25 protein-coding genes are annotated in these 23,336 nt (G+C 65.5%); 12 read left to right on the top strand and 13 right to left on the bottom strand.

Annotated features, from left to right (window positions below; genetic code table 11):
• The first annotated feature begins 192 nt into the window (after nucleotides 1-192).
• From ACVW00_RS05065 to ACVW00_RS05050, 4 genes are all read left to right on the top strand, one after another.
• Complete coding sequence (locus tag ACVW00_RS05065; RefSeq protein ID WP_457109813.1) at nucleotides 193-762, top strand: hypothetical protein; 570 nt, start codon at nucleotides 193-195, stop codon at nucleotides 760-762.
• Between the two features lie 191 nt (nucleotides 763-953).
• Entirely contained in the window at nucleotides 954-1,391 is a 438-nt protein-coding gene (locus ACVW00_RS05060) for a hypothetical protein (protein WP_457109812.1), read from the top strand.
• Nucleotides 1,343-1,963 carry a sensor histidine kinase gene (locus ACVW00_RS05055; RefSeq protein ID WP_457109811.1) on the top strand — a complete coding sequence of 207 codons (621 nt, stop codon included), beginning with the start codon at nucleotides 1,343-1,345 and terminating at the stop codon, nucleotides 1,961-1,963. The genes ACVW00_RS05060 and ACVW00_RS05055 overlap by 49 nt, the downstream gene beginning before the upstream one ends.
• Before the next feature lie 188 nt (nucleotides 1,964-2,151).
• On the top strand, nucleotides 2,152-2,784 hold the full coding sequence (locus ACVW00_RS05050; protein ID WP_457109810.1) for a hypothetical protein: 633 nt from the start codon (nucleotides 2,152-2,154) through the stop codon (nucleotides 2,782-2,784).
• 80 nt (nucleotides 2,785-2,864) lie between these two features.
• On the opposite strand, the gene ACVW00_RS05045 is transcribed toward ACVW00_RS05050, so the two are convergent.
• The 9 genes from ACVW00_RS05045 to nrdR all read right to left on the bottom strand — a co-directional run bounded on the left by ACVW00_RS05045 (nucleotide 2,865) and on the right by nrdR (nucleotide 14,703).
• A complete protein-coding gene (locus ACVW00_RS05045; RefSeq protein ID WP_457113074.1) occupies nucleotides 2,865-3,890 on the bottom strand; it encodes a DUF6011 domain-containing protein in 1,026 nt (341 codons plus the stop codon).
• A 248-nt stretch (nucleotides 3,891-4,138) separates the two neighbouring features.
• Nucleotides 4,139-4,444: a very short patch repair endonuclease gene (locus tag ACVW00_RS05040; protein ID WP_457109809.1), complete on the bottom strand. Its 306-nt coding sequence runs from the start codon at nucleotides 4,442-4,444 to the stop codon at nucleotides 4,139-4,141.
• A gap of 86 nt (nucleotides 4,445-4,530) precedes the next feature.
• The gene (locus ACVW00_RS05035; RefSeq protein WP_457109808.1) at nucleotides 4,531-5,361 is read right to left on the bottom strand and encodes a hypothetical protein; all 831 of its coding nucleotides are present in this window, start codon (nucleotides 5,359-5,361) and stop codon (nucleotides 4,531-4,533) included.
• On the bottom strand, nucleotides 5,361-6,239 hold the full coding sequence (locus tag ACVW00_RS05030) for a hypothetical protein (RefSeq protein WP_457109807.1): 879 nt from the start codon (nucleotides 6,237-6,239) through the stop codon (nucleotides 5,361-5,363). Before ACVW00_RS05030 ends, ACVW00_RS05035 begins: the two co-directional genes overlap by 1 nt.
• A 5-nt stretch (nucleotides 6,240-6,244) precedes the next feature.
• Nucleotides 6,245-7,333 (bottom strand): hypothetical protein, encoded by a 1,089-nt coding sequence (locus ACVW00_RS05025; protein ID WP_457109806.1) that lies wholly within the window; start codon nucleotides 7,331-7,333, stop codon nucleotides 6,245-6,247.
• Nucleotides 7,330-9,339 (bottom strand): Z1 domain-containing protein, encoded by a 2,010-nt coding sequence (locus ACVW00_RS05020; protein WP_457109805.1) that lies wholly within the window; start codon nucleotides 9,337-9,339, stop codon nucleotides 7,330-7,332. Before ACVW00_RS05020 ends, ACVW00_RS05025 begins: the two co-directional genes overlap by 4 nt.
• Nucleotides 9,340-9,595: 256 nt before the next feature.
• Nucleotides 9,596-10,945, bottom strand: coding sequence for a DNA cytosine methyltransferase (locus ACVW00_RS05015; RefSeq protein ID WP_457109804.1), 1,350 nt, complete (start codon nucleotides 10,943-10,945; stop codon nucleotides 9,596-9,598).
• A gap of 108 nt (nucleotides 10,946-11,053) precedes the next feature.
• The gene (locus ACVW00_RS05010; protein ID WP_457109803.1) at nucleotides 11,054-14,062 is read right to left on the bottom strand and encodes a vitamin B12-dependent ribonucleotide reductase; all 3,009 of its coding nucleotides are present in this window, start codon (nucleotides 14,060-14,062) and stop codon (nucleotides 11,054-11,056) included.
• Nucleotides 14,063-14,193: 131 nt separating this feature from the next.
• The gene (nrdR, locus tag ACVW00_RS05005) at nucleotides 14,194-14,703 is read right to left on the bottom strand and encodes a transcriptional regulator NrdR (protein ID WP_457109802.1); all 510 of its coding nucleotides are present in this window, start codon (nucleotides 14,701-14,703) and stop codon (nucleotides 14,194-14,196) included.
• Between the two features lie 373 nt (nucleotides 14,704-15,076).
• On the opposite strand from nrdR, the gene ACVW00_RS05000 reads away from it, so the two are divergent.
• Nucleotides 15,077-15,382, top strand: a complete 306-nt coding sequence (locus ACVW00_RS05000) for a hypothetical protein (RefSeq protein WP_457109801.1) — start codon at nucleotides 15,077-15,079, stop codon at nucleotides 15,380-15,382.
• Between the two features lie 16 nt (nucleotides 15,383-15,398).
• A complete protein-coding gene (locus ACVW00_RS04995; protein ID WP_457109800.1) occupies nucleotides 15,399-15,794 on the top strand; it encodes a hypothetical protein in 396 nt (131 codons plus the stop codon).
• A gap of 1 nt (nucleotide 15,795) precedes the next feature.
• On the opposite strand, the gene ACVW00_RS04990 is transcribed toward ACVW00_RS04995, so the two are convergent.
• Entirely contained in the window at nucleotides 15,796-16,044 is a 249-nt protein-coding gene (locus ACVW00_RS04990; RefSeq protein WP_457109799.1) for a DUF2630 family protein, read from the bottom strand.
• Between the two features lie 41 nt (nucleotides 16,045-16,085).
• The gene (locus ACVW00_RS04985; RefSeq protein WP_457109798.1) at nucleotides 16,086-16,484 is read right to left on the bottom strand and encodes a DUF3052 domain-containing protein; all 399 of its coding nucleotides are present in this window, start codon (nucleotides 16,482-16,484) and stop codon (nucleotides 16,086-16,088) included.
• A gap of 103 nt (nucleotides 16,485-16,587) precedes the next feature.
• On the opposite strand from ACVW00_RS04985, the gene ACVW00_RS04980 reads away from it, so the two are divergent.
• From ACVW00_RS04980 to ACVW00_RS04970, 3 genes are all read left to right on the top strand, one after another.
• Complete coding sequence (locus ACVW00_RS04980) at nucleotides 16,588-17,148, top strand: DUF6318 family protein (RefSeq protein WP_457109797.1); 561 nt, start codon at nucleotides 16,588-16,590, stop codon at nucleotides 17,146-17,148.
• Between the two features lie 404 nt (nucleotides 17,149-17,552).
• Nucleotides 17,553-17,954, top strand: coding sequence for a hypothetical protein (locus ACVW00_RS04975; RefSeq protein ID WP_457109796.1), 402 nt, complete (start codon nucleotides 17,553-17,555; stop codon nucleotides 17,952-17,954).
• Nucleotides 17,955-18,042: 88 nt separating this feature from the next.
• Nucleotides 18,043-18,732 (top strand): lysoplasmalogenase, encoded by a 690-nt coding sequence (locus ACVW00_RS04970; protein WP_457109795.1) that lies wholly within the window; start codon nucleotides 18,043-18,045, stop codon nucleotides 18,730-18,732.
• 236 nt (nucleotides 18,733-18,968) lie between these two features.
• On the opposite strand, the gene ACVW00_RS04965 is transcribed toward ACVW00_RS04970, so the two are convergent.
• Entirely contained in the window at nucleotides 18,969-19,334 is a 366-nt protein-coding gene (locus tag ACVW00_RS04965; protein ID WP_457109794.1) for a LysM peptidoglycan-binding domain-containing protein, read from the bottom strand.
• Nucleotides 19,335-19,555: 221 nt separating this feature from the next.
• Between ACVW00_RS04965 and ACVW00_RS04960 the strand changes: the two genes are divergently transcribed.
• The gene (locus ACVW00_RS04960) at nucleotides 19,556-20,320 is read left to right on the top strand and encodes a GNAT family N-acetyltransferase (protein WP_457109793.1); all 765 of its coding nucleotides are present in this window, start codon (nucleotides 19,556-19,558) and stop codon (nucleotides 20,318-20,320) included.
• Between the two features lie 205 nt (nucleotides 20,321-20,525).
• Complete coding sequence (gene lexA, locus ACVW00_RS04955; protein WP_457109792.1) at nucleotides 20,526-21,269, top strand: transcriptional repressor LexA; 744 nt, start codon at nucleotides 20,526-20,528, stop codon at nucleotides 21,267-21,269.
• Nucleotides 21,270-21,461: 192 nt separating this feature from the next.
• Here lexA and ACVW00_RS04950 read toward each other — a convergent pair whose 3' ends face one another.
• On the bottom strand, nucleotides 21,462-21,914 hold the full coding sequence (locus ACVW00_RS04950) for a hypothetical protein (protein WP_457109791.1): 453 nt from the start codon (nucleotides 21,912-21,914) through the stop codon (nucleotides 21,462-21,464).
• A gap of 143 nt (nucleotides 21,915-22,057) precedes the next feature.
• On the opposite strand from ACVW00_RS04950, the gene ACVW00_RS04945 reads away from it, so the two are divergent.
• On the top strand, nucleotides 22,058-23,317 hold the full coding sequence (locus tag ACVW00_RS04945; protein ID WP_457109790.1) for an MFS transporter: 1,260 nt from the start codon (nucleotides 22,058-22,060) through the stop codon (nucleotides 23,315-23,317).
• Nucleotides 23,318-23,336: the final 19 nt, after the last annotated feature.

The following is a 23,336-nucleotide window of genomic DNA, read 5'->3' as shown; positions in this document are numbered from 1 at the left end:
AAACGGGCCAGGACATTCGACGTTTTCCCATATCGGACACACGGTCCGATTGGTTAGCTACCTTGACGGTCAACTAGCAGGATCCGATGAACCTATGCCTTGGCGGGCTGAACGAACGGAACGTGTTGCGTCGTGTGGAAACAGTCAGTCCCGCAGCCCAGCCTGCAGCAAATCGTTGACCGCGCGAGAATCTTGGTCATCGACGACCAGCCCTTCCCGTATGCACCGCTCTTCCGCAAGGCCGGGTATCAATTGACTAAGTGGCCCGACGTCACGAACCTTGCAGAGATCGAACAGGGTCGTTACGACATCGTCCTGCTGGACCTACAGGGCGTCGGCAAGAAGTTCTCGCAGGATCAAGGGCTCGGAGTGCTCAAGCACATCAAGGAGGTTCGGCCATCCCAGGTCGTGGTCGCCTACTCGAACGCGGACTGGCCGGTGAAGTACCAACCCTTCTTCGACCAGGCTGACGCGGTCCTGCCTAAGACGGCCGACTTCGTAGACTTCAAGAGGAGCGTTGACGACCTACTCCAGGAGCATTTCAGTGTCGGCTTTCACCTAATCGCGATTCAGGCGGAACTTGAGAAAACCGGCGTAGGGGACTGGCGCACCAAACGCGCTGCCACGAAGTCCATAGCTAAGCGCAGTCCGGATCCTTTGCGACGCGCCCTCGCCCGGCGAGGTGTCGACCCCGAAACGACAGCGACACTCATCGGAATGGCTCAGATCGCGATCGGAGTTGCACAGATTTGGACGAACTGAGCTTGACGTTCCTCCCGTTTCCGCACGTCTTTCGTGGAGAACGTCGCGACGGCGTGGGCCGACCCTGGCCAGATCGTTGTCAGGGATGCACTCACCGTCAGTGTGAGACGACTACCTCAAATGACCTAGGGCTCTGCTCGTATGGATACAACTTCCGGCGAATCGACGATGACCTGCTTCTTGCTGGGCTGGTGGTGCGCGACTATCCGCAGACCACGGCCGCCCGCCGGAAAGTGCTCAAGATTGATCGCCTGCATGCGATCGATGTTGCGGATCTAGAGGCTGTTGCCTCACGAGTCACGGAGATGGATCTGGCCCGTGAGTCAGAAATATCCGCGGAGAAGCGACGGATTATTGAGCACTATCGGAACTCTCCAGAGTTTGGTGCCGACGTCAGCGAGTTGCTCCGCCCGAGCTTGGAGCAGACTTTTGCTCAGATCCATGACTATCGACAACTCGTGAGCCAGATCGTTCAACACGTCAACGTCTTCCTCGAGACAAGACATCCCGGGATCGGTTTGGACGCCCAACTCGAGAAGGTGACCAAAATATTCGGTCGATCTACTGGGCCGCACGCCTCATGGAGTTCAAGTTGCAGTCGGCTGCTTTCGTCGCCAATCCAGACCTGATCGATGATCCGCGAAGCAAGCGAATCTTTCGCCTGCATGGAGCTGTTCACAAATACCTTCAGATCTACAAGCCTCTCTTGGATCGCCGCGGGCTGAAACTTCGGGTCACGGGCGAAAGCCATGGCAACTTGATGGAGAACCCGGACGCTGTCGGCGCTATCCCCCAGGCCTACATCGACAATGCGATCAAGTACGCACCTGAGAACTCTGAGATCCGTGTTCACTATGACGAGACCGATACCCACATCAGGATCGAAGTCGAGTCACTCGGACCACGGATTGCGCACGACGAGAGTGCCAAAATCTTCGAGATCTTCTTCCGGGGGGCCGCCGCACGCCGCCACCCGGAGGAGGGGACAGGGTTCGGACTTGGCCTGGCCAAGCTCGTCGCGGCGCGGGTCGGTGCCGAACTCGCGGTTGTCCAGGATAGAGCCGCAACATCGGACGATCTTCACGTGACCACCTTCACCGCCTCCTTTGCGAAACCACTTGCCGACGATCGCCCACCTAGGATCGTGAATGCTAGACAGAGGTCGCGCGGTGGCGTACCGCTCTTTCGGTCAGGCAATTAGAGAATCGGCTCCGGTCGCGGCAGTCTTGACGGCCACTCGGTCAGGTGTTCTCCAATTGAGCGCGTCGACGTCAGGGATGCGCCCATGGAGCGGGCAACACGCGTCACACCGCCGCGGAAGCTCGGCGCCGCGATCGCGCCGGCGCGTCGCCGCCTCAATCCCGCGTGGCCGCGCATGAAGATTGATCCATGAACGCTGCCCCGGTCACCTGGGCTGATGCGATGTCGGCAATCGGCAGTGTGACTACTCCTCTCGTCGTAGTCGTGCTAGGCCTGATCTATGCGCGGCGCCACAGTCGAAGTGAGGAGTTGCTCAGGGCCCGTATCGAGTACTACAAGGCTCTTGCACCTGACCTCAACGTACTCATGTGTTACATGACCTTCATCGGGAGTTGGAGAGACCATTCACCGGTCGAGATTGTGGCGCTCAAGCGCAGGTTGGATCAGACCTTCTACTGCGCAGCGCCATTGTTCAGCGATCCTGTGCGAGATGCGTATGTCGACTTCGAGAGATTTTGTTTCTCCACCTTCAATCACTGGGGCGAGGATGCTTTGATCCGAAGCGGCGCATACCGGCGTCGGCAAGCGTGGCAACGCGAGCCAGGGTGGGCTTTATCCTGGGACGCGATGTTTAGCAAGCCGGATTCGGACGCGATACCAGCATCTGACTTGTCAGGCATTCGGAAGGCTCATGACGCATTGATCGCCGCGTTGGTGCGCGACCTGGATTTGACCCGCGCGCGAAGCGGGTACACGACCAGTCTGGTGTCTCTCAACGCACACGCGCCCAAGCAGCACGACATCGAAGGCTGGAGCCCGTAGCAAGGAGCGATCCCTGCCAGTTGGTAATGCATGCAAGACCGGTCTTGAGCGGCTTCTCAAAGGGAGCGAAGAGACTGGCGTTATAGGGGCGGGCCCCGGTGCTCCCACGATTCGGAAGTCGCGATAGCGACCCACTCGGCGAGTTTGCGCCCGGTTACGCGGATCATGCCCGGCTTCCAGCGCCTCACGGCCTCGAGTACTTCAATCCCGTAGTAGCGGCGGCACTCAGGCCCGACGCCGTACGCGACGCTAGTCGGGTCGGAGAGCGGTTGGCCGCATCGATCGCAATATGTGACGGCGAATCGGCGAGTACCACCTGGGCGATACGCGCGCGAGCCGATCTTCTTCGCCTTGTACTCGATGGCCTCTCGGGTTGCGCCCGCGTGGTATTCAGCCCTGTTCGCGTGCGCGACGATCCGGTCCTCCGGAATCCGCAAGACGTCAATGAAAACCTCGCGGGTGTGCCAGACCCCGTTATCGATTGTCGCGAAACGTCGTACGAGCAATGGAACAACCGCTGCTCGCTTCGCGGCTGCTGGTCGCAGCGGCAGTTTCCCGCCTCTGCTAAGGCAGTGGGCGCCGTCCATGAGCCTCATCCAGGTATCCGGTGACTTCGTGTCGCAGGTGACCCAGAGTTCGACTTGCCCGGCGTCCTCAACGAAGTCGAGTCTGGCACGAAACAGGTCGCGCTCCTCGTCGTCACGGTGCGGAACTCGCAGTACGACTGCGTCCACGCTCTTGCGGTCCAACTCTCTGCGAACCTTTGCCCAAAGCCCTGTTAGCGTGCTGGCCTTCGTCTCTCGCTCCTCGGCGAGTAGGTGTTCCCGGAACGCGGGAGTCAGTTCGATGACGAACCGGGTGGGCCATCCGTACGGCCGCTTCTTGGCACCCACGAACGCCGCCGCCGTGGCGTCCGTGATGCGGAACTTGTCGGGGTGATTGTCGAGAACCTGCCCGACAGCTCGAAGCGGGATCCCAGAATTCGTAGCGATGCGCGATTCGGCTAGGCCGCGCTCCTCAGGGATGGACTTGTTGCGCAACTCCCGAATGGCTTCACGCAGTACGCGTGCGGCCTCCCAGTCTTGTAGGACTGTTCCTTCGCCCATTGGCGTCACCTTGTGAACGGTACGGACAGATGCGGCTCGGTAGTCGAGATTCGGAGAGTCCGCGTCCCTTACCTCCCCCATGAGCAGCGGGTGGAACACGGGGGCGCATTGAGTCGCCTGAGTCTGCAGCGGAGCGAGTCATTCCCACGTCTGCCTCGGCGAGGAAACCCCGCCTGTAGCGCCACGTCCACGCACCCTGTGCACGATGGCGGCAGCGGCGTGTGCAGGATCCTCGTGTTCCCAAATCCTCATGACCGCCCCCAGCCGCCGTTTGCTAGACGGCGAGTGGTGTCAAGATCGCGTTCGATGTTCCGCCCGATCTTGGCCGACCAGTAGTCAGCATTTGTTCGGGCCGAAGTGCCATGCTCCGGACAGCCGTGCCAGTAGCAGCCATCGATGAAAACAGCGACCCGCTGACGTATAAACACCATGTCGGCTCGCCTGTTCAGGTCGGGGAGCGGTCTGACGTCCACTCGGTACCGCAGACCCGCCGCATGAACGAGACGCCGAATCGCCAACTCTGGACCTGTGTCGCGCCGTCGATTGGCCCGCATGACGGCGCGCGCCGACGGGCTCGAGGCCCAAGGCTCATATACCATCGCCAACTCCGAAACACACCGTGGCGCGGATGACTACCACTTCAGTAATCAATTGGCCTCCGGGGCGTGCCCGCGACCTCACATCCAAGGAAATCAGGTAGCACCGTCGCGTCGATACCGCAATCGCGGGCGGCTTCAAGGACGTGTCGATATACGTGAGCCAGTTGGGAGAGATCGCTGCCGAGCGTCTGGCCGACTTCGGCGTCAAACTGTCCGCCGTTGGGCCGCGTTCCGTCAAGGTTCGCCATCTTCGCCAGGATGCTCGAGGCTGGGCGCTTGAACAGAGCTGCCAGTTCAGGAACCGGCGTGGGGGCCTGCTCTGCGGAACCGCCCCCGAATGCGTTGTGCCGAACTCGCAGGGACGCGGCCTGGCAGAGAACAGTCTCCACAGGAGTAAACGTCGCTTGACGTTTCGAACCCGACCAGGTGCGATCCAGCAAATCCAACCAGTTCGCCGTGAGCCGCTGACGGTTGGGCGACAGATAGTCGTGAAGAGTGATCCCGGTCAGTCGACGCGATCGCGGCACCGACGACGATCGGGTTTCGTCAGATGATCGCGGGACGGCAGGCTGGGTTGCCTCTGGGAGCCCCAGAAAGAAGCGGACCGCGCTCTCAACCGCCTCGAGACCCTCACGGGTGATGGTCGCTCCACGCGACTCGTAGTCGGGAGCCCATACCCTCCCTGACGCCTGAACGATGCGTCTAGCCATCTCCTGCTTCGTGGCGTTGCTCCGAATACCCAGGCCGAGCCGATCATTGACGATCACAAAGATCTCGCGTGGTTCTGTAGAGCCTGTTGACATCGGTGGCGGCTCTGCGCCGAGCAAGATCGCGACGTTCCTGACCACATCGATCTTGCGCCGTTGCCGCATCACGTCTCGCCCGCCAGCATGATCGACGAGAGGTCCTTGATCACTCGCTCGGTCCACGCTCTGGCCTGGTCATCGACCTCTCCCACAAGGAGGTGGGCAAGCCGAATCCGGTCGAGGATCATGCTTCGAAGGGCGATCTGCCCCCAGTCCGTTGGCTTCGCGATGAAACCCGGCACGGCCAAGGCGGTCTGCGGCTCGAAGTCCAGCGCGAGCCAGGTTGACCAGATGCGTACATCGACGTCGGCGCTCTTTGAGAAGAGCTCAGATTGCAACGTGCACTGGGCGAGAACGACAGGGAATCCCGACTTTCCATCGGGAAACGGTCGCCACGCTACGACGTCAACCCCACCGTCTTTGCGCCGTGGTGGGCGATAGCCGCTACCGGCGGGGATCCCCATCTGCTTGGCCAACCACTCAATTGCCTCGGAGAACGCTTGCGGGCGGCCACTCTCAGACGGAAAGCCAAACCTGAGCGCCCGCGATTCAGGCCCCCAAAGGTGCTTGAGCGCTCGTTCCGCGAGGCGCTCAAAAAGAACCTCCATCTCACTGGTCGATCCCGACATGGCTGCTTGTCGCGCTACGGAGGCTGGCGTAAGCAACAGCAGGGCGGCGTAGGGCATCTCTGCTGCATCGGCGCGAGCACGCGCGGCGAGGTCCCCGATAATCGTGAAGGGGTAGGCCTCGCCGAGAAGCTCCTTCCGACGGCGCATCGTCTTGAAGCCCAGACTCGCCTGCGGCGCGCCCACCTTCGCCTCGGCCTGGGCCATGTCGAGGATCGCGTCGAGACCGAGCTGTCGAGTCCCTCTGACCAGGAGCGCGGTCTCGATCCAGTCAGCGACGGCGTCGCGCCCTGAGATAGACAGTTCCAGATCGTCCATTTTTCCTAGCCCGACTCAAGCGTGGATTCTTCGATCGTATTGCGCAGTGCCTCGACGAGCGCCTCGACGTCATCGACCAGACCGCGGATCTCAGGGTCAGTGACGAAGTCAGAAAGATCGTCCGTGCTGGCCATCAGAGCGCTTCTTGCGGCTGTCAAGCGCTGAACCACGCGCTCGCGCGGGGCCATGCCTGCGGCGGCGACCTTCTGCTTCGCCTCCTCCAGCGACCTGCCCTCTCGGAGGGCGGCTATCCCGACTTCGCTGGCGGCGACATTTCCGAGTTGACTCATCTGACGAGAATCGTTGATGACTGGTTCGCCCTCGTTGTCTCCGAAAATCCAGGACAACAACTCCTGGAGCTCGCCGGTCTTATTTTCGGGAACAGGCTGATCTCCAATGGCGAGCCGAGACCCGAGAGGGACACCGACATGGTTACGCAACTTCGTATTGCTCATCGCGACCGTGAGGAGCGAGAACGCGTTCTCCACCTCTCCCGTTTGCAGACCCAGTTCCTGCGCCTGTGCCACGACCGCCTGATCTCGAAAAAGGTCCGCGGCGCGGCTTTTCGTGACCCCGATGAGGTCTGCCACTTCCTGTAGCGATCTGCCCTCAGCGACCCTCGAAGCAATGAATCTCGCCTGCATATAGGGACGCCATTGAAGCTTGCCCACGACATGGGCCCGGGCAACTTCCGCGTGGGTTGAGGCACGGTCCGGGTGCTTGACGACTGGAATCTCGTCGTCCATCGTCATCGAGGCACGAGCAGCGACCTTCTCCCACCGCTCGGGCTCTGCAAACTCGGAGCGAATGGACTTGTCCGCCAGCCCGAGCAATGCCGTCAGACGTCGGTTCCCCTCGACGACGACCCAGATATCTGGCACGGAACCCGGCACCACCAGCAAGGGCTCGCCCTGGAAGAAGCCGAGATCCGCGATCGACTGCGCCACCGCGTGGGCGTCGAAACCCATCTCCAGCACCACAGCGAGGTCGGCCTGTGATTCGCTCTTCAGAGAGTCGGGAATTCGGGGATTCTCAGGGTCGAGCCTCAAGCTCCTGAGCGGCACGCTGCCGGCGGTTCCGGTCGTCTTGCTCACTTGTCTGCCTTCCTGATGAGCGATCGCGATCCGAGGTAGATCGCCAAGGTAAACAGCGAGTCTCCCGACGGCTCGCCACGTCGGACTACCCGATGAACTTGGAGGGCCAGCGTGTCGTCTTCACCCTCGATCCCGGGGACGGCACGGTCACCGGGATAGAACGTTCCATCCGGTTGACGAGAGATATCACGGCCTTGAAACAGGTTCGAAAAGCCGGTCTCGTCCTCCCACTGGCGGACCCTTGGGTTTCCGGAATCGTCCATCAGGACCACCGGTACCGACGCATCGCGCGGAGCGAGTCTGAGGACTACATCGAGTATGTCGTCACGCCTCCAACCTGGGCTGTAGCTCGAGACGCGCCAACTCTCGAGCATCTCGTGAAGGTCGCCGCCAGGAAGACTCAATGTACGGAAGGCCAGACGGCCGTAATCGACGGTCTCGGCATGCTCGAGCCCTATCGCGCGGATGAGAGCCTCGTTTTCTTCGATGTCAGTCCGGGCAAGCGAGGGTCTTCTCAATGAGTGCCAGCCGAATGTTTGGCGAGACAGGGCGCTGACGACCGCATCACGAGTCGGCTTCATTCCAGGCGGCAGCAAGACACCGACCTCGCGGGCCCATGAGTGAATCGTGCCGCCCTCTTCGATGTGGTCGCGCAACCTGGCGCGAAGGTCGTACTCCGTATACACGATGTCGCGAAGCGACCGAATCGTCCGATGGCTTGCAAAGAACTGGCAGTACGGGAGTTGATCACGCCGATACCCAAATGCGCGCGCCCGCTGTTCTAACGTGTCCACTTGCGGGCTCGCTGGTCGGTTCATGTAGGTGACTGTGAGTCCCTCGACCGTGAACCCTCGGTCCAGTTTGTTGCCCCCCACGAGGATGTGTATGGGCGCGACCTTCCAATCGACCTTGTTGAGAGCACTCGCCGAGTTCACGAGCCAAAGGGTCGACTCACGTAGGACGTAGCGCAGTCGTTCAAGGAACTCTTGATCGTTAGCGTCCACCGCGCCGGCTCGCACCAGGTTGATCCGCTCGTTCTGAAGCGGGTCTGGCAAGTCGGTCACCCCATGGGCGCCCGACGCCGCCGAACGCCAGGCCTTCAGCTGCCGCTCGAGCAGGAAGACATATCGCGCCTGAACGTCATTTCGCGCTGTGGAGTGGACGAGCATGCTCACCGGTGCGCCGTTCGGCTGGTTCGCGAGGAGCAAGGCTGCTCCCGACAAGAAGCTCGCGAACGCACTGCTCAGGCTTGTTGGCAGCGCTAGTGGTGGTGCCTTGGTGGCTTGTTCCTCGAGTACCGGCACGTTGCGCACGACGCGATCCGCGAAGTCAACGAAGAACTCGCGCCCGCCCGTGTACCCCGGCCCGGGGTTCAAGAACTCGACAAACTGCGGGCTGAGCAGGTCGTCAGCGTCCAGCAACAGAGGCGCATATGGCGTCGCGGTGTACTGGACATACAGGTGCCTGGGAACGGACCTTCGAAGGCGGCCTATAGCCTCGTATGTGCGGCTCTCAGCGTTCTGGCCCGCTGTATTGAGGGAGACTTGGTCCGCCTCGTCATCGACGATGAGAACATCGAGATCGTCGGGCATATCTGTCAGGCAGCCGGCAGCGGCATTGATGCGACCAGCGTGTTTCAGGAGGGGGATCAAAATCGTACGCCCTCTGCCTGCCCAGTCCTCGAGTCTCTTCGTCGCGCGAGCGCCAGACGGGTTGGATTCGATCACCCATCTGTAGTCCTCCCGGTCGCCTATGCCTAACGAGGATTCAAGACGACGGCGGTTCTGATCGAGCAGGAGGTTCGTCGAGCCCAGCAAGGCCACAATGACGTCGTAGCCATCATCAGCCGCCGCCGCAATCAGGGCCGTGATTGAAGTTGTCTTTCCGGACTGGACATAGCCGAGAGCGAGACCAGTGCTTGCGGTCGTGCTGGGAGCCCGCACCGGCCCCTGGTCAAGGATGCGGTTGACCGACGTCCAGAGTTGCTCCCGCGTCGCTTCGTCCATTCGAGGTCCGAGCGCGGAGTCTAGTCGCAGAGATTCAGCCCCTCGGGGTCGACGACGCTCGATGGAATTCGTCATCGGGACTCCCTAGATGCGCCAGCTCGCCACGCGACCGCCGCGGACGATCGCCAGTCCGCCCGATCGATAGCCATGGGCAACTCCTGCCCATCAAAGTGCTGCATGGCTCACCCTCCCGAGGACTAAGGAAGGCTACCCAGAGGAACGCTTGCTGGCGGCACTTTCGACGAAGACCGCCCTTTTAAGCCACCGGCTTGTGCGCCCTTAGATTGGAGTCAGGCGAAAGCGGGGCATCCAGTATCGCGTCACTGATGCGGCGACCCTCCGCTGTCGTCTTCAGTACGTCAAGGTCTCTGAGCACGTGCTCGCGGAGCACGTGATAGACAGCGCCGACGTTGACGCCGTTTCCCATCTGCCTATATGTCGCGGCGACCGGCTGCGTCCCGAAGTCAAACGTGTCTGGCAGACCCTGGAGGCGGGCGGTCTCGCGCGGAGACAATCGGCGCTCCCTCGGACCCACGATGGATGTCTGTGTGATGGCAACGAGAGCGGGGAGATAAGTCGGACGCTTGGCGCGGATTCCGGACGGACGAAAGTGCATGACGGTGTTCCAGAGCCGAGGGGTGTCCTGCGCCTGCCACTCGAGCTTGCGTCGTGAAGCCGGAAAAGCGTCTGTGAAGACTCCCCACCGCTTCGTCCACCGGTCGAGCTGGGTCTTGTGGGCTGCATAGAACTCGTAGTTCTTCCGGAGATGACTCTTCTTCCAGTCCGGAAGCCTCGGATCGATCGGGTTGCGAATGTCCCGCCAAGAGTCTGCCCAGATCGGAAATCCCGGGAGCCGGCGGCCGAGTCGCGCCTCCCACATCACCTGCACGAAGTCGTCCCATGCGTCGATCCAGAGACGCTCCGTTTCGGTGAGCTCGCATCCAGGGATGTTGTGTGCATCATCAAGAAGATCCTCAAGATGCCATTCCTGCTTCGGGTCCCAACCATCGATGCGGTCACTGGGCAAAGCGACGGGCCGGACGGCCAGGCCGTCTCCGATTCCTGACGGATTGTGCGTGGCCGTGATGAAGACGCGCTCGCGCACTTGAGGTCGGCCGCCTCGCTCGGGGGGCAGGAGATGCGGCGAGAAGATTGCTGGCGTCTCCGAGACGCGATAGCCCTGGTCGCGCAGGGTCTCGATGATCACCTGCCACTCGTGCAGGTGTCGTGGACCAGCCAGGTTACGCACGTTCTCCAGCAGAACAATCTTGGGCTTTCGCTTCTCGATGATCTGCAGGATGTTCCAGTAGAGCGTGCCGCGGGTCTCGTCCATGCCCCGCTGCGCGCCGGACTTCGAGAAGGGCTGGCACGGGAATCCTGCCGCCAGAACCTCATGGGCCGGAACGTTCATGACCCGGTCGTTGGCGTCCTTCGTGACGTCGCCCAGCGGGTTGTGGCCCCAGTTTCGTTCGTAGACGGCTGCGGCTGCTTTATCGATCTCGACCGCGTACACGCACTCGCCGCCGTACGCCTTCAAAGCGGCGTGGAAACCGCCGACGCCCGCGAAGAGATCGATGAAGCGGAAGGCTGCCTTCTTCGAGCTCATGTTCGAACCTTAGCCCTCTGCATCGCTGTGACGTCGGATCAAGTGCGCGTGTTGTGGAACGAGGCGGGTCGCCGCCTTCGCGTCGACCCGCCTCGTCCAGTCACGTGCTCAACTGCAGCCGCTGGTGCTCCCGCAGCCCTCGCACACGTAGCAGCTCCCAGCCGGGCGCATCTTGGTCCCGCAGGTCATGCAGAGCGGGGAATCGACGGCGGTGCCGGTGATCTGCTCGAGGAGCTCGGCGCTGGTGTGGGCGGTGGTGGGCTTGGAGGCTGCTGCGGCCGGCGTACTGGTCTTTGCCTTCGCTTCCTTGGTTTCGACAGGCTCAACCACCGGGGGTTGGGTCGCTGCGTTGGCTTCAGGCGTCTCGACTGATCGCTCGCTTCGCTCGCTGCTCGACGACCCTGTGGTTGGGGTTTCGACAGGCTCAATCACCGAGTCGTCGTGAGTCTTCAGGGACTCGACTTCGCTGATCTCGATGGGCTCGTAGCTGCCCGTCTCGAGGTGGCGCTGGCGCTCCTCGGCGGAGTAGATGCCGAGCATGCTGCGCTCCTCGAAGGTCATGTAGTCGAGGGCCAGGCGGCGGAAGATGTAGTCCATGATCGACTGGGCCATCCGGACGTCCGGGTCGTCGGTCATGCCGGCCGGCTCGAAGCGCAGGTTGGTGAACTTCGAGACGTAGGTCTCCAGCGGGACGCCGTACTGGAGCCCGATGGACACCGCGATCGAGAAGGCGTCCATCACGCCGGCCAGGGTTGAGCCCTGCTTGCCGAGCTTGAGGAAGATCTCGCCGAGTTCGCCGTCGTCGTGGGCGCCGGAGGTCATGTAGCCCTCGGCACCGCCGACGGAGAAGCTCGTGGTGCGGGAGGCGCGGGACTTCGGGAGGCGCTTGCGGAAGGGCTTGTGAACCTCGACGACCTTCGTCTCGACTGAGCTCGACGACCCCGCGGAGTCCGCCGACTTGGAAGAGATGCCCTGGTCCTTCTTGGACGACTCGCTGCGGCCGTCGGCCAGGGGCTGGCCGACCTTGCAGTTGTCGCGGTAGACCGCGGTCGCCTTGAGGCCGAGCTTCCAGGACTGGAGGTAGATGTCCTCGATCTCCTCGACCGTGGCGGTCTCGGGGAGGTTCACCGTCTTGGAGATCGCGCCGGAGAGGAACGGCTGGGTGGCCGCCATCATCCGCACGTGGCCCATCGGCTTCAGCGCCCGGGCGCCCATCGCGGTGTCGAAGACCTCGTAGTGCTCCTGGCGCAGGCCGGGGGCGTCGATCACGTGGCCGTGCTCGGCGATGTACTCGACGATCGCCTCGATCTGCTCCTCGACGTAGCCGAGCTTGCGCAGCGCCCGCGGGATCGTCTGGTTGACGATCTGCATCGAGCCGCCGCCGACCAGCTTCTTGAACTTCACCAGCGAGAAGTCCGGCTCGATGCCGGTGGTGTCGCAGTCCATCATGAAGCCGATGGTCCCGGTCGGCGCGAGCACCGAGGCCTGCGCGTTGCGGAAGCCCTGCTTCTCACCGATCTTGAGCACGTCGGCCCACGCCTTGGTGGCCAGCTTGTGCACCTGGCTGTCGGCCACCCCGAGGGTGCGGACCACGTCGTTGGCGGCCTGGTGCTTGCGCATCACTCGCTTGTGCGCCTCGGCGTTGCGGGCGTAGCCGTTGTAGGGGCCGACGACGCCGGCCAGCTCCGCGCTCCGCTTGTACGACGTGCCGGTCATCAGCGAGGTGATCGCCGCGGCCATCGCCCGGCCGCCCTCGGAGTCGTAGCCCAGGCCCATCGCCATCAGCAGCGCGCCGAGGTTGGCGTAGCCGATGCCGAGCTGGCGGTAGTCGACGGTGGTCTTGCCGATCGCCTCGGTCGGGAAGTCGGCGAAGCAGATCGAGATGTCCATCGCGGTGATGATCAGCTCGACGGCCTTCGCGAACAGCGGCGCGTCGAAGGTGTCGTCGTCCTTGAGGAACTTCAGCAGGTTCAGCGAAGCGAGGTTGCAGGACGAGTTGTCCAGCGACATGTACTCCGAGCACGGGTTGGACGCGGTGATCCGGCCGGTCTCGGGGTTCGTGTGCCAGTCGTTGATGGTGTCGTCGTACTGCAGGCCCGGGTCGGCGCACTCCCACGCGGCCTGGCTGATCTTGCGGAACAGCTCACGGGCGTCGACGGTCTCGATGACCTCGCCGGTGCTGCGCGAGCGCAGCCCGAAGCCGGTGCCGTCCTCGACCGCGCGCATGAACTCGTCGGTGACCCGGACGGAGTTGTTGGCGTTCTGGTACTGCACGCTCGTGATGTCGGCGCCACCGAGGTCCATGTCGAAGCCGGCGTCGCGCAGGGCGCGGATCTTGTCCTCCTCCTTCGCCTTGGTCATCACGAACTCTTCGATGTCGGGGTGGTCGACGTCGAGCACGACCATCTTCGCCGCGCGGCGGGTGGCGCCACCGGACTTGATCGTGCCGGCGGACGCGTCGGCGCCGCGCATGAAGGAGACCGGGCCGGACGCCGTACCGCCGCTGGAGAGCAGCTCCTTGGAGGAGCGGATGCGGGAGAGGTTGAGGCCGGCGCCGGAGCCGCCCTTGAAGATGAAGCCCTCCTCCTTGTACCAGTTGAGGATGGAGTCCATCGAGTCGTCGACGGCGAGGATGAAGCACGCGGACACCTGCTGCGGGGATGCGGTGCCGACGTTGAACCAGACCGGGGAGTTGAACGAGAAGTACTGGTGGACCAGCAGCCAGGTGAGCTCGTGCTCGAAGACCTCGGCGTCGGCGACCGAGGCGAAGTAGCCGTTGTCCTCGCCGCCCTTGCGGTAGGTCTTCACGACCCGGTCGATGAGCTGCTTGAGGCTCCACTCGCGGGCGTCGGTGCCGAGCGCGCCGCGGAAGTACTTGGTGGTGACGATGGTCGAGGCGTTGACGGACCAGAAGTCGGGGAACTCCACACCGCGCTGCTCGAAGACGGCCTCGCCGGTCTTCCAGTTGGTCTGGACGACGTCGCGACGCTCCCAGTTGAGCTCGTCGTACGGGTGCACGCCGGGGGTGCTGAAGACCCGCTCGATCTTCATGCCCTTCTTGCGGCCCTGCACGCCCTTGGATGTGCCCTGTGCGTTGCCGCTCACCGTCTCGGTCACGTGCTGTCCCCTTTGTTCGCTGTCTGGTGGCTACTGCTGATGGTGCTCGTGAGGACCGACAGTTCGGCCCTCGCTGTTTGGTGGCCCGGCGCGCGCAGCTTCCCCACTACGTGCGCCGGGCTGACTGTGGGTTATCCGGAGCTGACTCCGGTGTTCGAGCCGGTCGAAACCACCTCGGGCTCGACGGCTGCAGCCGCTCGCTCCATCCGGAGCGCGGCGATCTCGGCCTCGAAGTCGTCGGCCGACTCGAAGCCGCGGTAGACGCTGGCGAAGCGCAGGTAGGCGACCTCGTCGAACTCGCGGAGCGGGGCGAGGATCGCCAGGCCCACCTCGTGGGCCGGCACCTCCGCCCAGCCGCCGGCGCGCAGGGTGTCCTCGACCGTCTGGCCCAGGCAGGCCAGGTCGTCCTCGGAGACCGGCCGGCCCTTGAGCGCCTTGCGGACCCCGGCGACGGCCTTCTCGCGCTGGAACGGCTCGCTCGCGCCGCTGCGCTTGAGCACGGTCAGCTGCATCTGCTCGACGGTGGTGAACCGCTTCTCGCAGTCGGGGCAGGTACGCCGGCGGCGGATCGAGGTGCCGTCCTCGGCGACCCGCGAGTCGAGGACCCGGGTGTCGGTGCTGCGGCAGAACGGACAGTGCATCGGCGGGCCTCCTCTCGCGGACGTCTTCCCTAGTACAACCTGTGGACCAGGCTGTGGATTCCGCCGGGAAAACCGGTGTTCTCTGTGTACAACCCGGCTTTTCTGGGGAACTAGATGTGGAAAACTACATCCGTGTGATTACTAGATGTAGTGGTTACCGTACGCCGCGCACGTGACCTGCGCAACAACTATGGGGAAAACGGGCGGCCCTCTTTTGGGCGCGCGCGAACGCGCAGGTCAGGGGCTGTTTAGCTGGCTGCTAGCGGCGTGTCGCGGGGTCGCTCCGGCGCCGAATTCGGCGTCCTGGGGCGCGTCGTCGGGCGCCCACCGATATCCACAACGCCGGTTGGCGGCGTCGGCCACAATCAGCCCCATGGGGAAGCACTCGGGAGCACCGGCGGAGCCGGTCCCGCTTCCCCGACGGAGGCTGCTCGGCCTGGCTCTCGGGATCACGCTGACGCTGGTCGCGTGGGGGTTCCTGGTGTGGGCGGCGATCGACTTCGGGGCCCGCGCGCGGGGCGGCGAGTCGGCGGCCTGGGGGTTCGTGGCGCTCGCGACGGTGGGCGCGACCGCCTGCCTGCTGGTCACGCTGATCCTCGTGTCCCGGCTGCTCGCGACGTGGCGTGGCGAGCCGGAGCCGCGGGCCGGCGTACCGGGTGGGAGACGGCGGGCCGGCTGAGTCCTACCGTGGGCTCATGTCACTCGATCGACTGCTCGGGACCTGGGACCTCACGATGCGCCACCATGCGATGGCCGAGCCGGTCAGTGGGCGCCAGCGCTACGAGCGGGTGCTCGAGGGAGCCTACGTGCGGCTCGACTGGAGCTATGACCATCCCGACTTCCCCGACGCGACGGCGGTGCTGTCGGAGGAGAAGATGTGGTACTTCGACGTGCGCGGCATCGATCGCCTCATGGACCTGACCTTCGACGACGAGGGCTGGACGGCGCTGCGGATCGTCCCGAAGTTCTCGCAGCGCTCCACCGCGCGGTTCGACGGCGACGACCTGATCGAGACGGTCGGTGAGTTCTCCGAGGACCTCGGTGACACCTGGCAGCGGGACTACACGATGAGCTCGCGCCGGGTGCGTTGAGCTACTGCAGGTAGCCCTCGACCTCGGTCGGCGGCCTGACCGCCGCCTGGTCGGGGTCGCCGCCGGAGGTGCGCAGGGCGTCGCGCTGGCGGAGCAGGTCCCAGCACTGGTCGAGCTGGACCTCGAGGTCACGCAGCCGGGCGACCTCCTCGTCGGCCGCGATCTCGCCGATCTCGCGCTGCTGGCGGAGGCGCTTCTCCTCGGAGACGAGGGCGGAGATCTTTTCGTGGATGCCGGGGTCGTTGGCCATGGCACGAGTATTCAACGTGCCTGGTTGCAGGGGCTAGTGGGTCAGGCGCGGTCCGCGAGCCGGCGTACGAACTTGAGGCCTGACCAGACCTCGTCGATCGCGCAGACCTTGACGTCGACGACGCCGGCGGCCAGGCCGATCTCGCGTACGGCGTTGTCGTCGAGGTCGGTCTGGATGCCCAGCGCCTTCGCCGCGGCCTTCTTCGGCCAGCAGACCCAGATCATCCCGGCCTGCTCGGTGTGGTCGATGAGGGTCTTCATCCGGGCTTCCAGGGACTTCGCGCTGGTCTGGAAGGTCAGCGTCACGGCGACCTGCTTCGGCAGCCGGGTGGTCGTCGGGGCGTCGAGCGCGAAGCCATCGGGCGGGTGGTCGAGGAAGACGACCTGGCCGTCCTTGACGCCGAGCTTCTTCTCCAGGGGCGTGCCTGAGTACCCGGCCATGACCGGACGTTATCCACCGGTTGTCGCTCAGGTGTAGCGCTTCGCGCGCTCCGGTAGGAAACTGACGCCGTCTTCCCTTGTCTCGGGTCGGAAGGGGACGTGCATGAGACGCGCGGTTCTGGGTGCCGTGGCGGTGCTGGTCGTGGTCGCTGTGCTGCTCGTGGTCACCGGCTGTGGAGCCGATCCGAAGGCGGATCCGTCGCCGGCGCCGTCGACGCCGGTGACGAGCCCGGTGAGCACGACGCCGTCGGCTCCGGTGTTGCCGGAGGAAGCGAAGGCGAACACGAAGGCCGGGGCGGTGGCGTTCGTGAAGTACTACGTCGAGTTGATCAATCACGCCCAGGCCACAGGTGATGTCGGGTCATTGCAAGCTGTCGAAGCCAAGGAATGCCGGTCGTGTGCGAACGCACGCGAAACCCTGAACACGATCTATGGCGCAGGCGGTCACATCGAAGGGGGCGCGCTCTCCGCGTCCATCACCAGTGCCGCCCGGCGTCCGGATCCGGGAGAGTGGACTGTATTTGCCGCGGTCTCCTTCGGGCCTCAGAAGGTCATCCGACCAGATGGATCAACGTCCCTTAAAGGCGGTCGGTCGGTCATGACACTGGTCGTGAGGTACCAGAACGCTGCGTGGCTCGTCGACCAATGGAGCCGCGGGTCATGATTGGCAGGAGAGCATTGGCCGCGAGCACCGCCATCGCGCTTGCGCCACTTCTTGGGATGGCGCCAGCCGCCGCCAAGTCGTGCAGCGGCGGGGCTGGGGCGACGGGGAATGTCTTCTTTGCATCGGGCGAATGCAGCACCGACGGCGACACGACGCCGGGTCACGTCCATGGGGTAGGGCAGTCCGAGTACTCCGCCTACCGGTGGCAGAGTGCGTGCGACATTGCCGCCGGGCCGGTCCACACGTGTAGCGACTGGTGCCCCTCCGGTCAGATTCCGTATCAGCTCCTCGGACTCAGGGACGGGATCTGGTACCCGCTCGATATGCGTTGCGCCAGCAACCCACCCGATTCAACAGCGACCGTCACTCCAGGCATCGTCGCGCGCGCGTTTCAACAGATCCCGTTGCCGAAACTCCGTGCGGTCACGCAACCCGCCGAGAAGACCCTGATCAACTTCGACACGATCTTCTACGTCGACGCCCAACCCCTCCACCGCACCCTGACGCTGCTCGGCCAGCAGGTCGACCTGCAGATCACGCCGAGCACCTTCCGTTGGGTGCACGGGGACGGCACGACGGCGGAGACGCACACGGCCGGGGCGCCGTACCCGGCCAAGGACGTGGTCCACCGCTACCAGCAGGCGCACGTCACGGTGAACCTGCACGTCGAGGTCGTCTGGACGGCGCGGTGGAGCCTGAACCGAGGCCCGTACCAGGACGTCGACGGCACCGTCACGACGGTCGGGCCGGACACCCCGCTGCGGATCGCCGAGGCGACACCGGCACTCTCGGGCTACGGCCACTGAGGACCGCTCCGGACGTCATACGGATCGAGGGCCCCGAGCCACCAAACGTATGACGTCCGGAGCCCGTAGGAGGCACTACATTCAGCGGGTGGCCCGACTCCGCACCTCGACCAAGCTCAAGCTCGCGTACGCCGGGTTGGCGGTCGCCGACACCTGGCTCGCCGGCTCGGCCAACCAGCTGGCGCACAAGGCGCGGGTGTTGACCAAGCCGCTGCTCATGCCCACCCTGATGGCTTCGTTGATCACCGACGAGAAGGCGGCGAACTCGCCGCTGCGGGCCAACACGCTCGTCGCGCAGGCCGCAGGGTGGGGCGGCGACCTGGCGTTGATGGCGCACGGCACCAAGCCGTTCGCCGTAGGGAGCGGGTCGTTCGCGGTCGGCCACGCCGCCTACATCAGCGGGTTCCTGCGCAACCGCAGTGGCTCCGCGCGGCCCGGGCCGAAGGGGGTCGCAGCACTGTGGGCGGTGACCACGCCCGGGATGGTGTTCGGCGCCTACCGGCAGGACAAGGTGCTTGCGCCCGCCATCGCCGGCTACTCCGCGATGCTCGCCGGGACGGTCGCCGCCGCGACGCAGCTCGACCCGGCGCTGCCGACGTCGGCGCGGCGGATGACGCTGCTCGGGGCCGGGCTGTTCATGTTGTCCGACTCGGTGCTCGGCACCCGGAAGTTCTTGTGGAAGGGCGCACCGGCACGGGTGGAGTCGGTGGTGATGGCGACGTACACGGCTGCGCAGTTCTTGCTGAGTGAGGGTGCGGCGCGAGCCGGAAGCGTCTGACCCAGCGTTTCTGCCCGCTCACCGCCCGCCGACGCAGCGTTTCTGCCCGCTCACCGCACGCCGACGCAGCGTTTCTGCCCGCTCACCGCACGCCGACGCAGCGTTTCTGCCCACTCGGCGTGCATCGGAAAAGAACGAGGGCGGGGCCTGGGCCCCGCCCTGTCCTTTCCCACACAGCCGACGACCCGGGTCGAGGGGATCATCGGACGCTCTGTCCTCGGCGGACCGAGGGCGACTCAGCTCTTCGGGATGGCGAGCTTCTGGCCGACCTGGAGGCTGGAGCCGGCCAGGGAGTTGAGCTGCTGGATCTGGTGGACCATCTCGCGGACCTTGCCGGGCTCGGCGACCTGGCCGGCGATGCCGTAGAGGGTGTCGCCCTCCTGGACCTCGACGACGCGGACCGGGTCGGGCGTGCCGGCGTCGTGGGTCGCCGTGGCCCAGCCGCCGAAGGCGACCATCACCACGAACGCGGCCGCCAGGAACGCCAGCACGAACACGACGCGACCGCGCTGCGTGAGCCGGACGGTGGTGCGCCGGGCAGCTCGCGGGCGCCGCGTCGGGCTCACGAAGTCGAAGGCGGGCGAGATGCTCAGCGTGCTCATGTCTCTCTCCTGGGGGAAGTCAGGTTGTCTCTGCTGTTTCTCAGTGCTGTTTCTACGGCCGAGCACCGACAGAACCGCTGCCGGGTCGCTCAGACGTTCGATCGAACACATGTACGACGATAGAACACGCGTTCGAGGAACGCAAGAACATATGTTCGAGCGCTCTCGGGCGGGTTTCGACAAGCGCAACCACCGGCCGATCGGGTGGGGTTGACTACCCCATGACCGATCCCCGCATCGCCCCGGTCGAGGACAACCTGCTCGCCTTCTTCACCGGCGCCGGCGACCACCCGATGTTCCGCCGCGATCCGGACACGGACGTCGACGCGATCCGCAGCGACGTGCCGTTCCCGATGTTCAACTGCGTCACCGGCGCGCACTTCGGGGCGGACGCCCGGCGGCGGACCGAGGAGGTGGCGGACTCGTTCATCGGAGCCGGGCTGCCGTGGCTGTGGTGGGTCACGCCGTCGCACACGTCGCCGGAGCTGGAAGCGGCGCTGACGGAGCGCGGGCTCGAGCACGAGGACGTCCCGGGCATGTACGCCGACCTGACCACCGCTCCCCCGGTCCCCGAGGTCGCCGGGTTGAGCATCGAGCAGACCACCGACGCACGCGCCTTCGTCGCGATGATGGTCACCGGCTTCGGCCTGCCCGAGTCGGTGCGCGAGCCGATGAGCGAGGTGATGAGCGTCTTCCAGGGAGCGGTCAACGTGATCGGCTCGCTCGACGGACGCCCGGTCGCGTGCGGCACGGCGTACCTCACCGGCACCACCGCGGGCCTCTACAACATCGCGACCCTGGAGGACGTCCGTGGCCGTGGCATCGGGTACGCCGTGACACAGCGGCTGCTGCAGCTGGCGCACGCCGCCGGGGCCGAGCACGCGGTCCTGCACTCCAGCGAGTCCGGCCGGCCGGTCTACGAGCGCGCCGGCTTCGTCGAGGTCTGCAACGTGCCGCAGTACGTCTGGATGCCCCCGGAAAACTGACCCGGCCCTGCCCTTACGGCCGGGCCCGTTCCGGGTCTAGGTTGAAGACAGGACCCCGTGATCGTTCGGCGCTGCGTGAGCGTACGCCGACCCACGCAGCGCCGATCCCGGGCTCGTCCGGAGCCCTTTCCGGGCCCGCGAACCGCCCGACACGCCGTTCGAACATGTGTTTGAACTCCGCCGTCGATGGGTCTACCGTCGGCCCATGGCCTCCGATCGCATCCGCCCCTCCGCAGCCAAGCGCTCCAACGTCAGCGAGCTGCCCGACGCGCCGCCCGACGCGACCGGGCTCACCCCGCGCCAGCAGCGCATCCTCAACGTGCTCCGCGAGTCGATCGAGCAGCGCGGCTACCCGCCCAGCATCCGCGAGATCGGCGACCTGGTCGGGCTGGCCAGCTCCTCCAGCGTGGCCCACCAGCTGCGGGTGCTCGAGGCGAAGGGCTTCATCAAGCGCGACCCCAACCGGCCGCGCGCGCTCGAGGTGTTCATCCCCGAGCTGATGGCGGCGCGGCGCGCGATCGCCAGCGCCGACGAGCACGGCTTCGACCCGACCGGCATCGGCGACGCCGTGCCGGAGGCCACCCAGGTGCCGCTGGTCGGCCGGATCGCGGCCGGTGGCCCGATCCTCGCGGAGGAGCGCGTCGAGGAGATCTTCCCGCTGCCCAAGACGCTGGTCGGCGAGGGCACGCTGTTCATGCTCGAGGTCGCCGGCGACTCGATGATCGACGCGGCGATCTGCAACGGCGACTACGTGGTCATCCGCCAGGAGCAGACTGCGGACAACGGCGAGATCGTCGCGGCGCTGATCGAGGGTGAGGCCACGGTCAAGACGCTGCAGCGCAAGGACGGCCACGTGTGGCTGCTCCCCCACAACGACGCCTACGAGCCGATCAACGGTGACAACGCCACCATCCTGGGTGTGGTCACCGCCGTGCTGCGCAAGGTCTGAGCCGCGGCCCTGCGAGGGACGAGCAGGGTCGCGACGCGAAGAGGTTGATCTCGACTGAGCTCGATCCGGTGGAGGGAGCCTGCGGGTGAGCGTGCGAACCCGCAAACGGCGGCTCGAAACCTGAGTTTCGACAGGCTCGACCACCGGCTTCACGAGTGCCCGGCGATGCGACATCGCCGGGCACTCGTGCGCTCAGGCCGCCGCAGCCTGCGCGGCCGGGCCGTCGCCGTCGTGGTCGCCACCGCCGGCCGGCGCCGACTCGGTGCCGGTGACCGCGAACGACTTGTCCACCTCGACGGTGACCGGCTTGCCGGCCACGAGGAGGTGCGCCTCGTAGACACCGTCGGAGTCGGTCTCGACCCGCTGGAAGGTGGCGTCGGGGTACTTCGCCTTCACGGCCGCCGTCACCTTGTCCTTGGTGTCCCCGGTGAGCAGCTTCTCGTCGCTCCTCATCGGTTTGGTCGGGTCAGTGTTGCCGTTCGGCGCGCCGGTGCCGGCCGGGGCGCCGCCGTACGACGACGTACCCGTCGCCGCCGACCCGGTGTCGTCCGCGGCATTGGCGGACATCCCGGTCATCAGGACGCCGCCGGCGACCAGGCCGGCGATGCCGGTCGACGCGAGCAGGGCGATTGACTTCTTCTGCATGTTCCCTCCTGGTGGGTTGTCGCCGGCAAGCGTCGCCACGGTTGCTGTCCGCACGATCAACCCGTGCTGGCAAGGTGCTGTGCGTCCGGAAGCGGGCCGAAAACCAGAGGCGGCCGAGCGACGCGCGGACGTAGGTTCGAGCCGTGACCTCGCAGACCGTGACGCCCGCCCGGCTCACGCGTCGAGGGATCCCGACCGACTCCACGCTGCGCGTCCTGGCGCTCGGCACGCTGGTCAACCGCGCGTCCGGCGGAGCGGTGTTCACCACCTTCGCGCTGTACTTCACCCGCCACGTCCACCTCGAGCCCGCTCAGGTCGGCATCGCCCTGTCGATCGCGGCTGTGGCAGGCGCCCTCGCGCAGGTGCCCGGCGGTCAGTGGGCCGACGCCCGCGGACCCCGCGAAGTGATGCGCGACCTCACCGTCCTCACCGGGATCGCCACCGCCGGGCTGGCGATCGCCCGCAGCTTCTGGGCCCTGGTCGTGGCGATCTCGCTCGTCGCGGCGGCGCAGATGGCGGCCAACGCCGTGCGCAACGGCTACATCGCGCGGATCGCGGTCGGCGGTCAGGGCGTCCCGTTCAAGGCCTACCTGCGCGCGGTCACCAACGTCGCGATGACCTTCGGTGCGCTCCTCGGCGGGATCGCGCTCTGGATCGACGAGCCGTGGGCCTACGTCGGGGTGTTCCTCCTCGACGCCGCCACCTCGCTGCTCACCGGCCTGCTGTTCAACCGGCTCCCGCACCTGTCCGGAGCGCCGGCCCGCGCGGACGGCGAGCCGCGGCTCGGCGTCGTACGCGACCTCCCGTACGTCGCCGCGACCCTCCTCACCGCCGTGCTGTTCATGCACTTCGTGGTGCTCGAGATCGGCATCCCGCTGTGGATCAGCGAGCACACGACGGCGCCGACCTCGATGGTCGCGATCATGCTCGGCCTCAACACGATTGCGGTCGCGCTCTTCCAGGTCCGGCTGAGCCGCGGCGCCGAGGACGTCACCTCCGGCGCGTCGGCGGTGCTGCGCGGCAGCGCGTGGATCGCGGCGTCGTTCGTGCTGATCGCGTTCACCGACGGCATCGCGCGCGGTGCCGCGATCGTGGTGCTGCTGCTGTCGGCGTCCGTGCACGTGGTCGGCGAGATGGTCTCCAGCAGCGGGCAGTGGGGCGTGTCGATGGGGCTCGCGCCGGTCGAGCGGCAGGGGCAGTACCAGGGCTTCGCCGCCCTCGGCTTCAGCCTGTCCCGGGTCGCGGCGCCGACCCTGATCACCACGCTCTGCATCCAGTGGGGGCGGCCGGGCTGGTTCGTGCTCGCCGGCCTGGTCCTGGCCTCGGGCCTCTTGATGAAGCCGGTCAGCGCCTGGGGGCTGGCGACCCGGGAGAAGTACGGCGCCGCCACCGCCACCGGATAGCCCGGCACTAGGCTCCGGG

The sequence above is a fragment of the Marmoricola sp. URHA0025 HA25 genome, assembly GCF_054059435.1.
Note: the sequence above shows the minus strand (reverse complement) of the source record. Positions and strands in the feature narration are given on the sequence as shown.

Excerpts from the sequence above, each read along its gene's own strand:
- lexA (WP_457109792.1), top strand. The coding sequence starts at position 20,526 with ATGGCCTCCGATCGCATCCGCCCCTCCGCAGCCAAGCGCTCCAACGTC.
- ACVW00_RS04985 (WP_457109798.1), bottom strand. The coding sequence starts at position 16,484 with ATGGCCGGGTACTCAGGCACGCCCCTGGAGAAGAAGCTCGGCGTCAAG.
- ACVW00_RS05045 (WP_457113074.1), bottom strand. The coding sequence starts at position 3,890 with ATGGGCGAAGGAACAGTCCTACAAGACTGGGAGGCCGCACGCGTACTG.
- ACVW00_RS04950 (WP_457109791.1), bottom strand. The coding sequence starts at position 21,914 with ATGCAGAAGAAGTCAATCGCCCTGCTCGCGTCGACCGGCATCGCCGGC.
- ACVW00_RS04995 (WP_457109800.1), top strand. The coding sequence starts at position 15,399 with ATGTCACTCGATCGACTGCTCGGGACCTGGGACCTCACGATGCGCCAC.
- nrdR (WP_457109802.1), bottom strand. The coding sequence starts at position 14,703 with ATGCACTGTCCGTTCTGCCGCAGCACCGACACCCGGGTCCTCGACTCG.
- ACVW00_RS05050 (WP_457109810.1), top strand. The coding sequence starts at position 2,152 with ATGAACGCTGCCCCGGTCACCTGGGCTGATGCGATGTCGGCAATCGGC.
- ACVW00_RS04965 (WP_457109794.1), bottom strand. The coding sequence starts at position 19,334 with ATGAGCACGCTGAGCATCTCGCCCGCCTTCGACTTCGTGAGCCCGACG.
- ACVW00_RS04960 (WP_457109793.1), top strand. The coding sequence starts at position 19,556 with ATGACCGATCCCCGCATCGCCCCGGTCGAGGACAACCTGCTCGCCTTC.
- ACVW00_RS04980 (WP_457109797.1), top strand. The coding sequence starts at position 16,588 with ATGAGACGCGCGGTTCTGGGTGCCGTGGCGGTGCTGGTCGTGGTCGCT.
- ACVW00_RS05035 (WP_457109808.1), bottom strand. The coding sequence starts at position 5,361 with ATGCGGCAACGGCGCAAGATCGATGTGGTCAGGAACGTCGCGATCTTG.
- ACVW00_RS05000 (WP_457109801.1), top strand. The coding sequence starts at position 15,077 with ATGGGGAAGCACTCGGGAGCACCGGCGGAGCCGGTCCCGCTTCCCCGA.
- ACVW00_RS05040 (WP_457109809.1), bottom strand. The coding sequence starts at position 4,444 with ATGCGGGCCAATCGACGGCGCGACACAGGTCCAGAGTTGGCGATTCGG.
- ACVW00_RS04990 (WP_457109799.1), bottom strand. The coding sequence starts at position 16,044 with ATGGCCAACGACCCCGGCATCCACGAAAAGATCTCCGCCCTCGTCTCC.
- ACVW00_RS05055 (WP_457109811.1), top strand. The coding sequence starts at position 1,343 with ATGGAGTTCAAGTTGCAGTCGGCTGCTTTCGTCGCCAATCCAGACCTG.
- ACVW00_RS05030 (WP_457109807.1), bottom strand. The coding sequence starts at position 6,239 with ATGGACGATCTGGAACTGTCTATCTCAGGGCGCGACGCCGTCGCTGAC.
- ACVW00_RS05020 (WP_457109805.1), bottom strand. The coding sequence starts at position 9,339 with ATGGACGAAGCGACGCGGGAGCAACTCTGGACGTCGGTCAACCGCATC.
- ACVW00_RS05015 (WP_457109804.1), bottom strand. The coding sequence starts at position 10,945 with ATGAGCTCGAAGAAGGCAGCCTTCCGCTTCATCGATCTCTTCGCGGGC.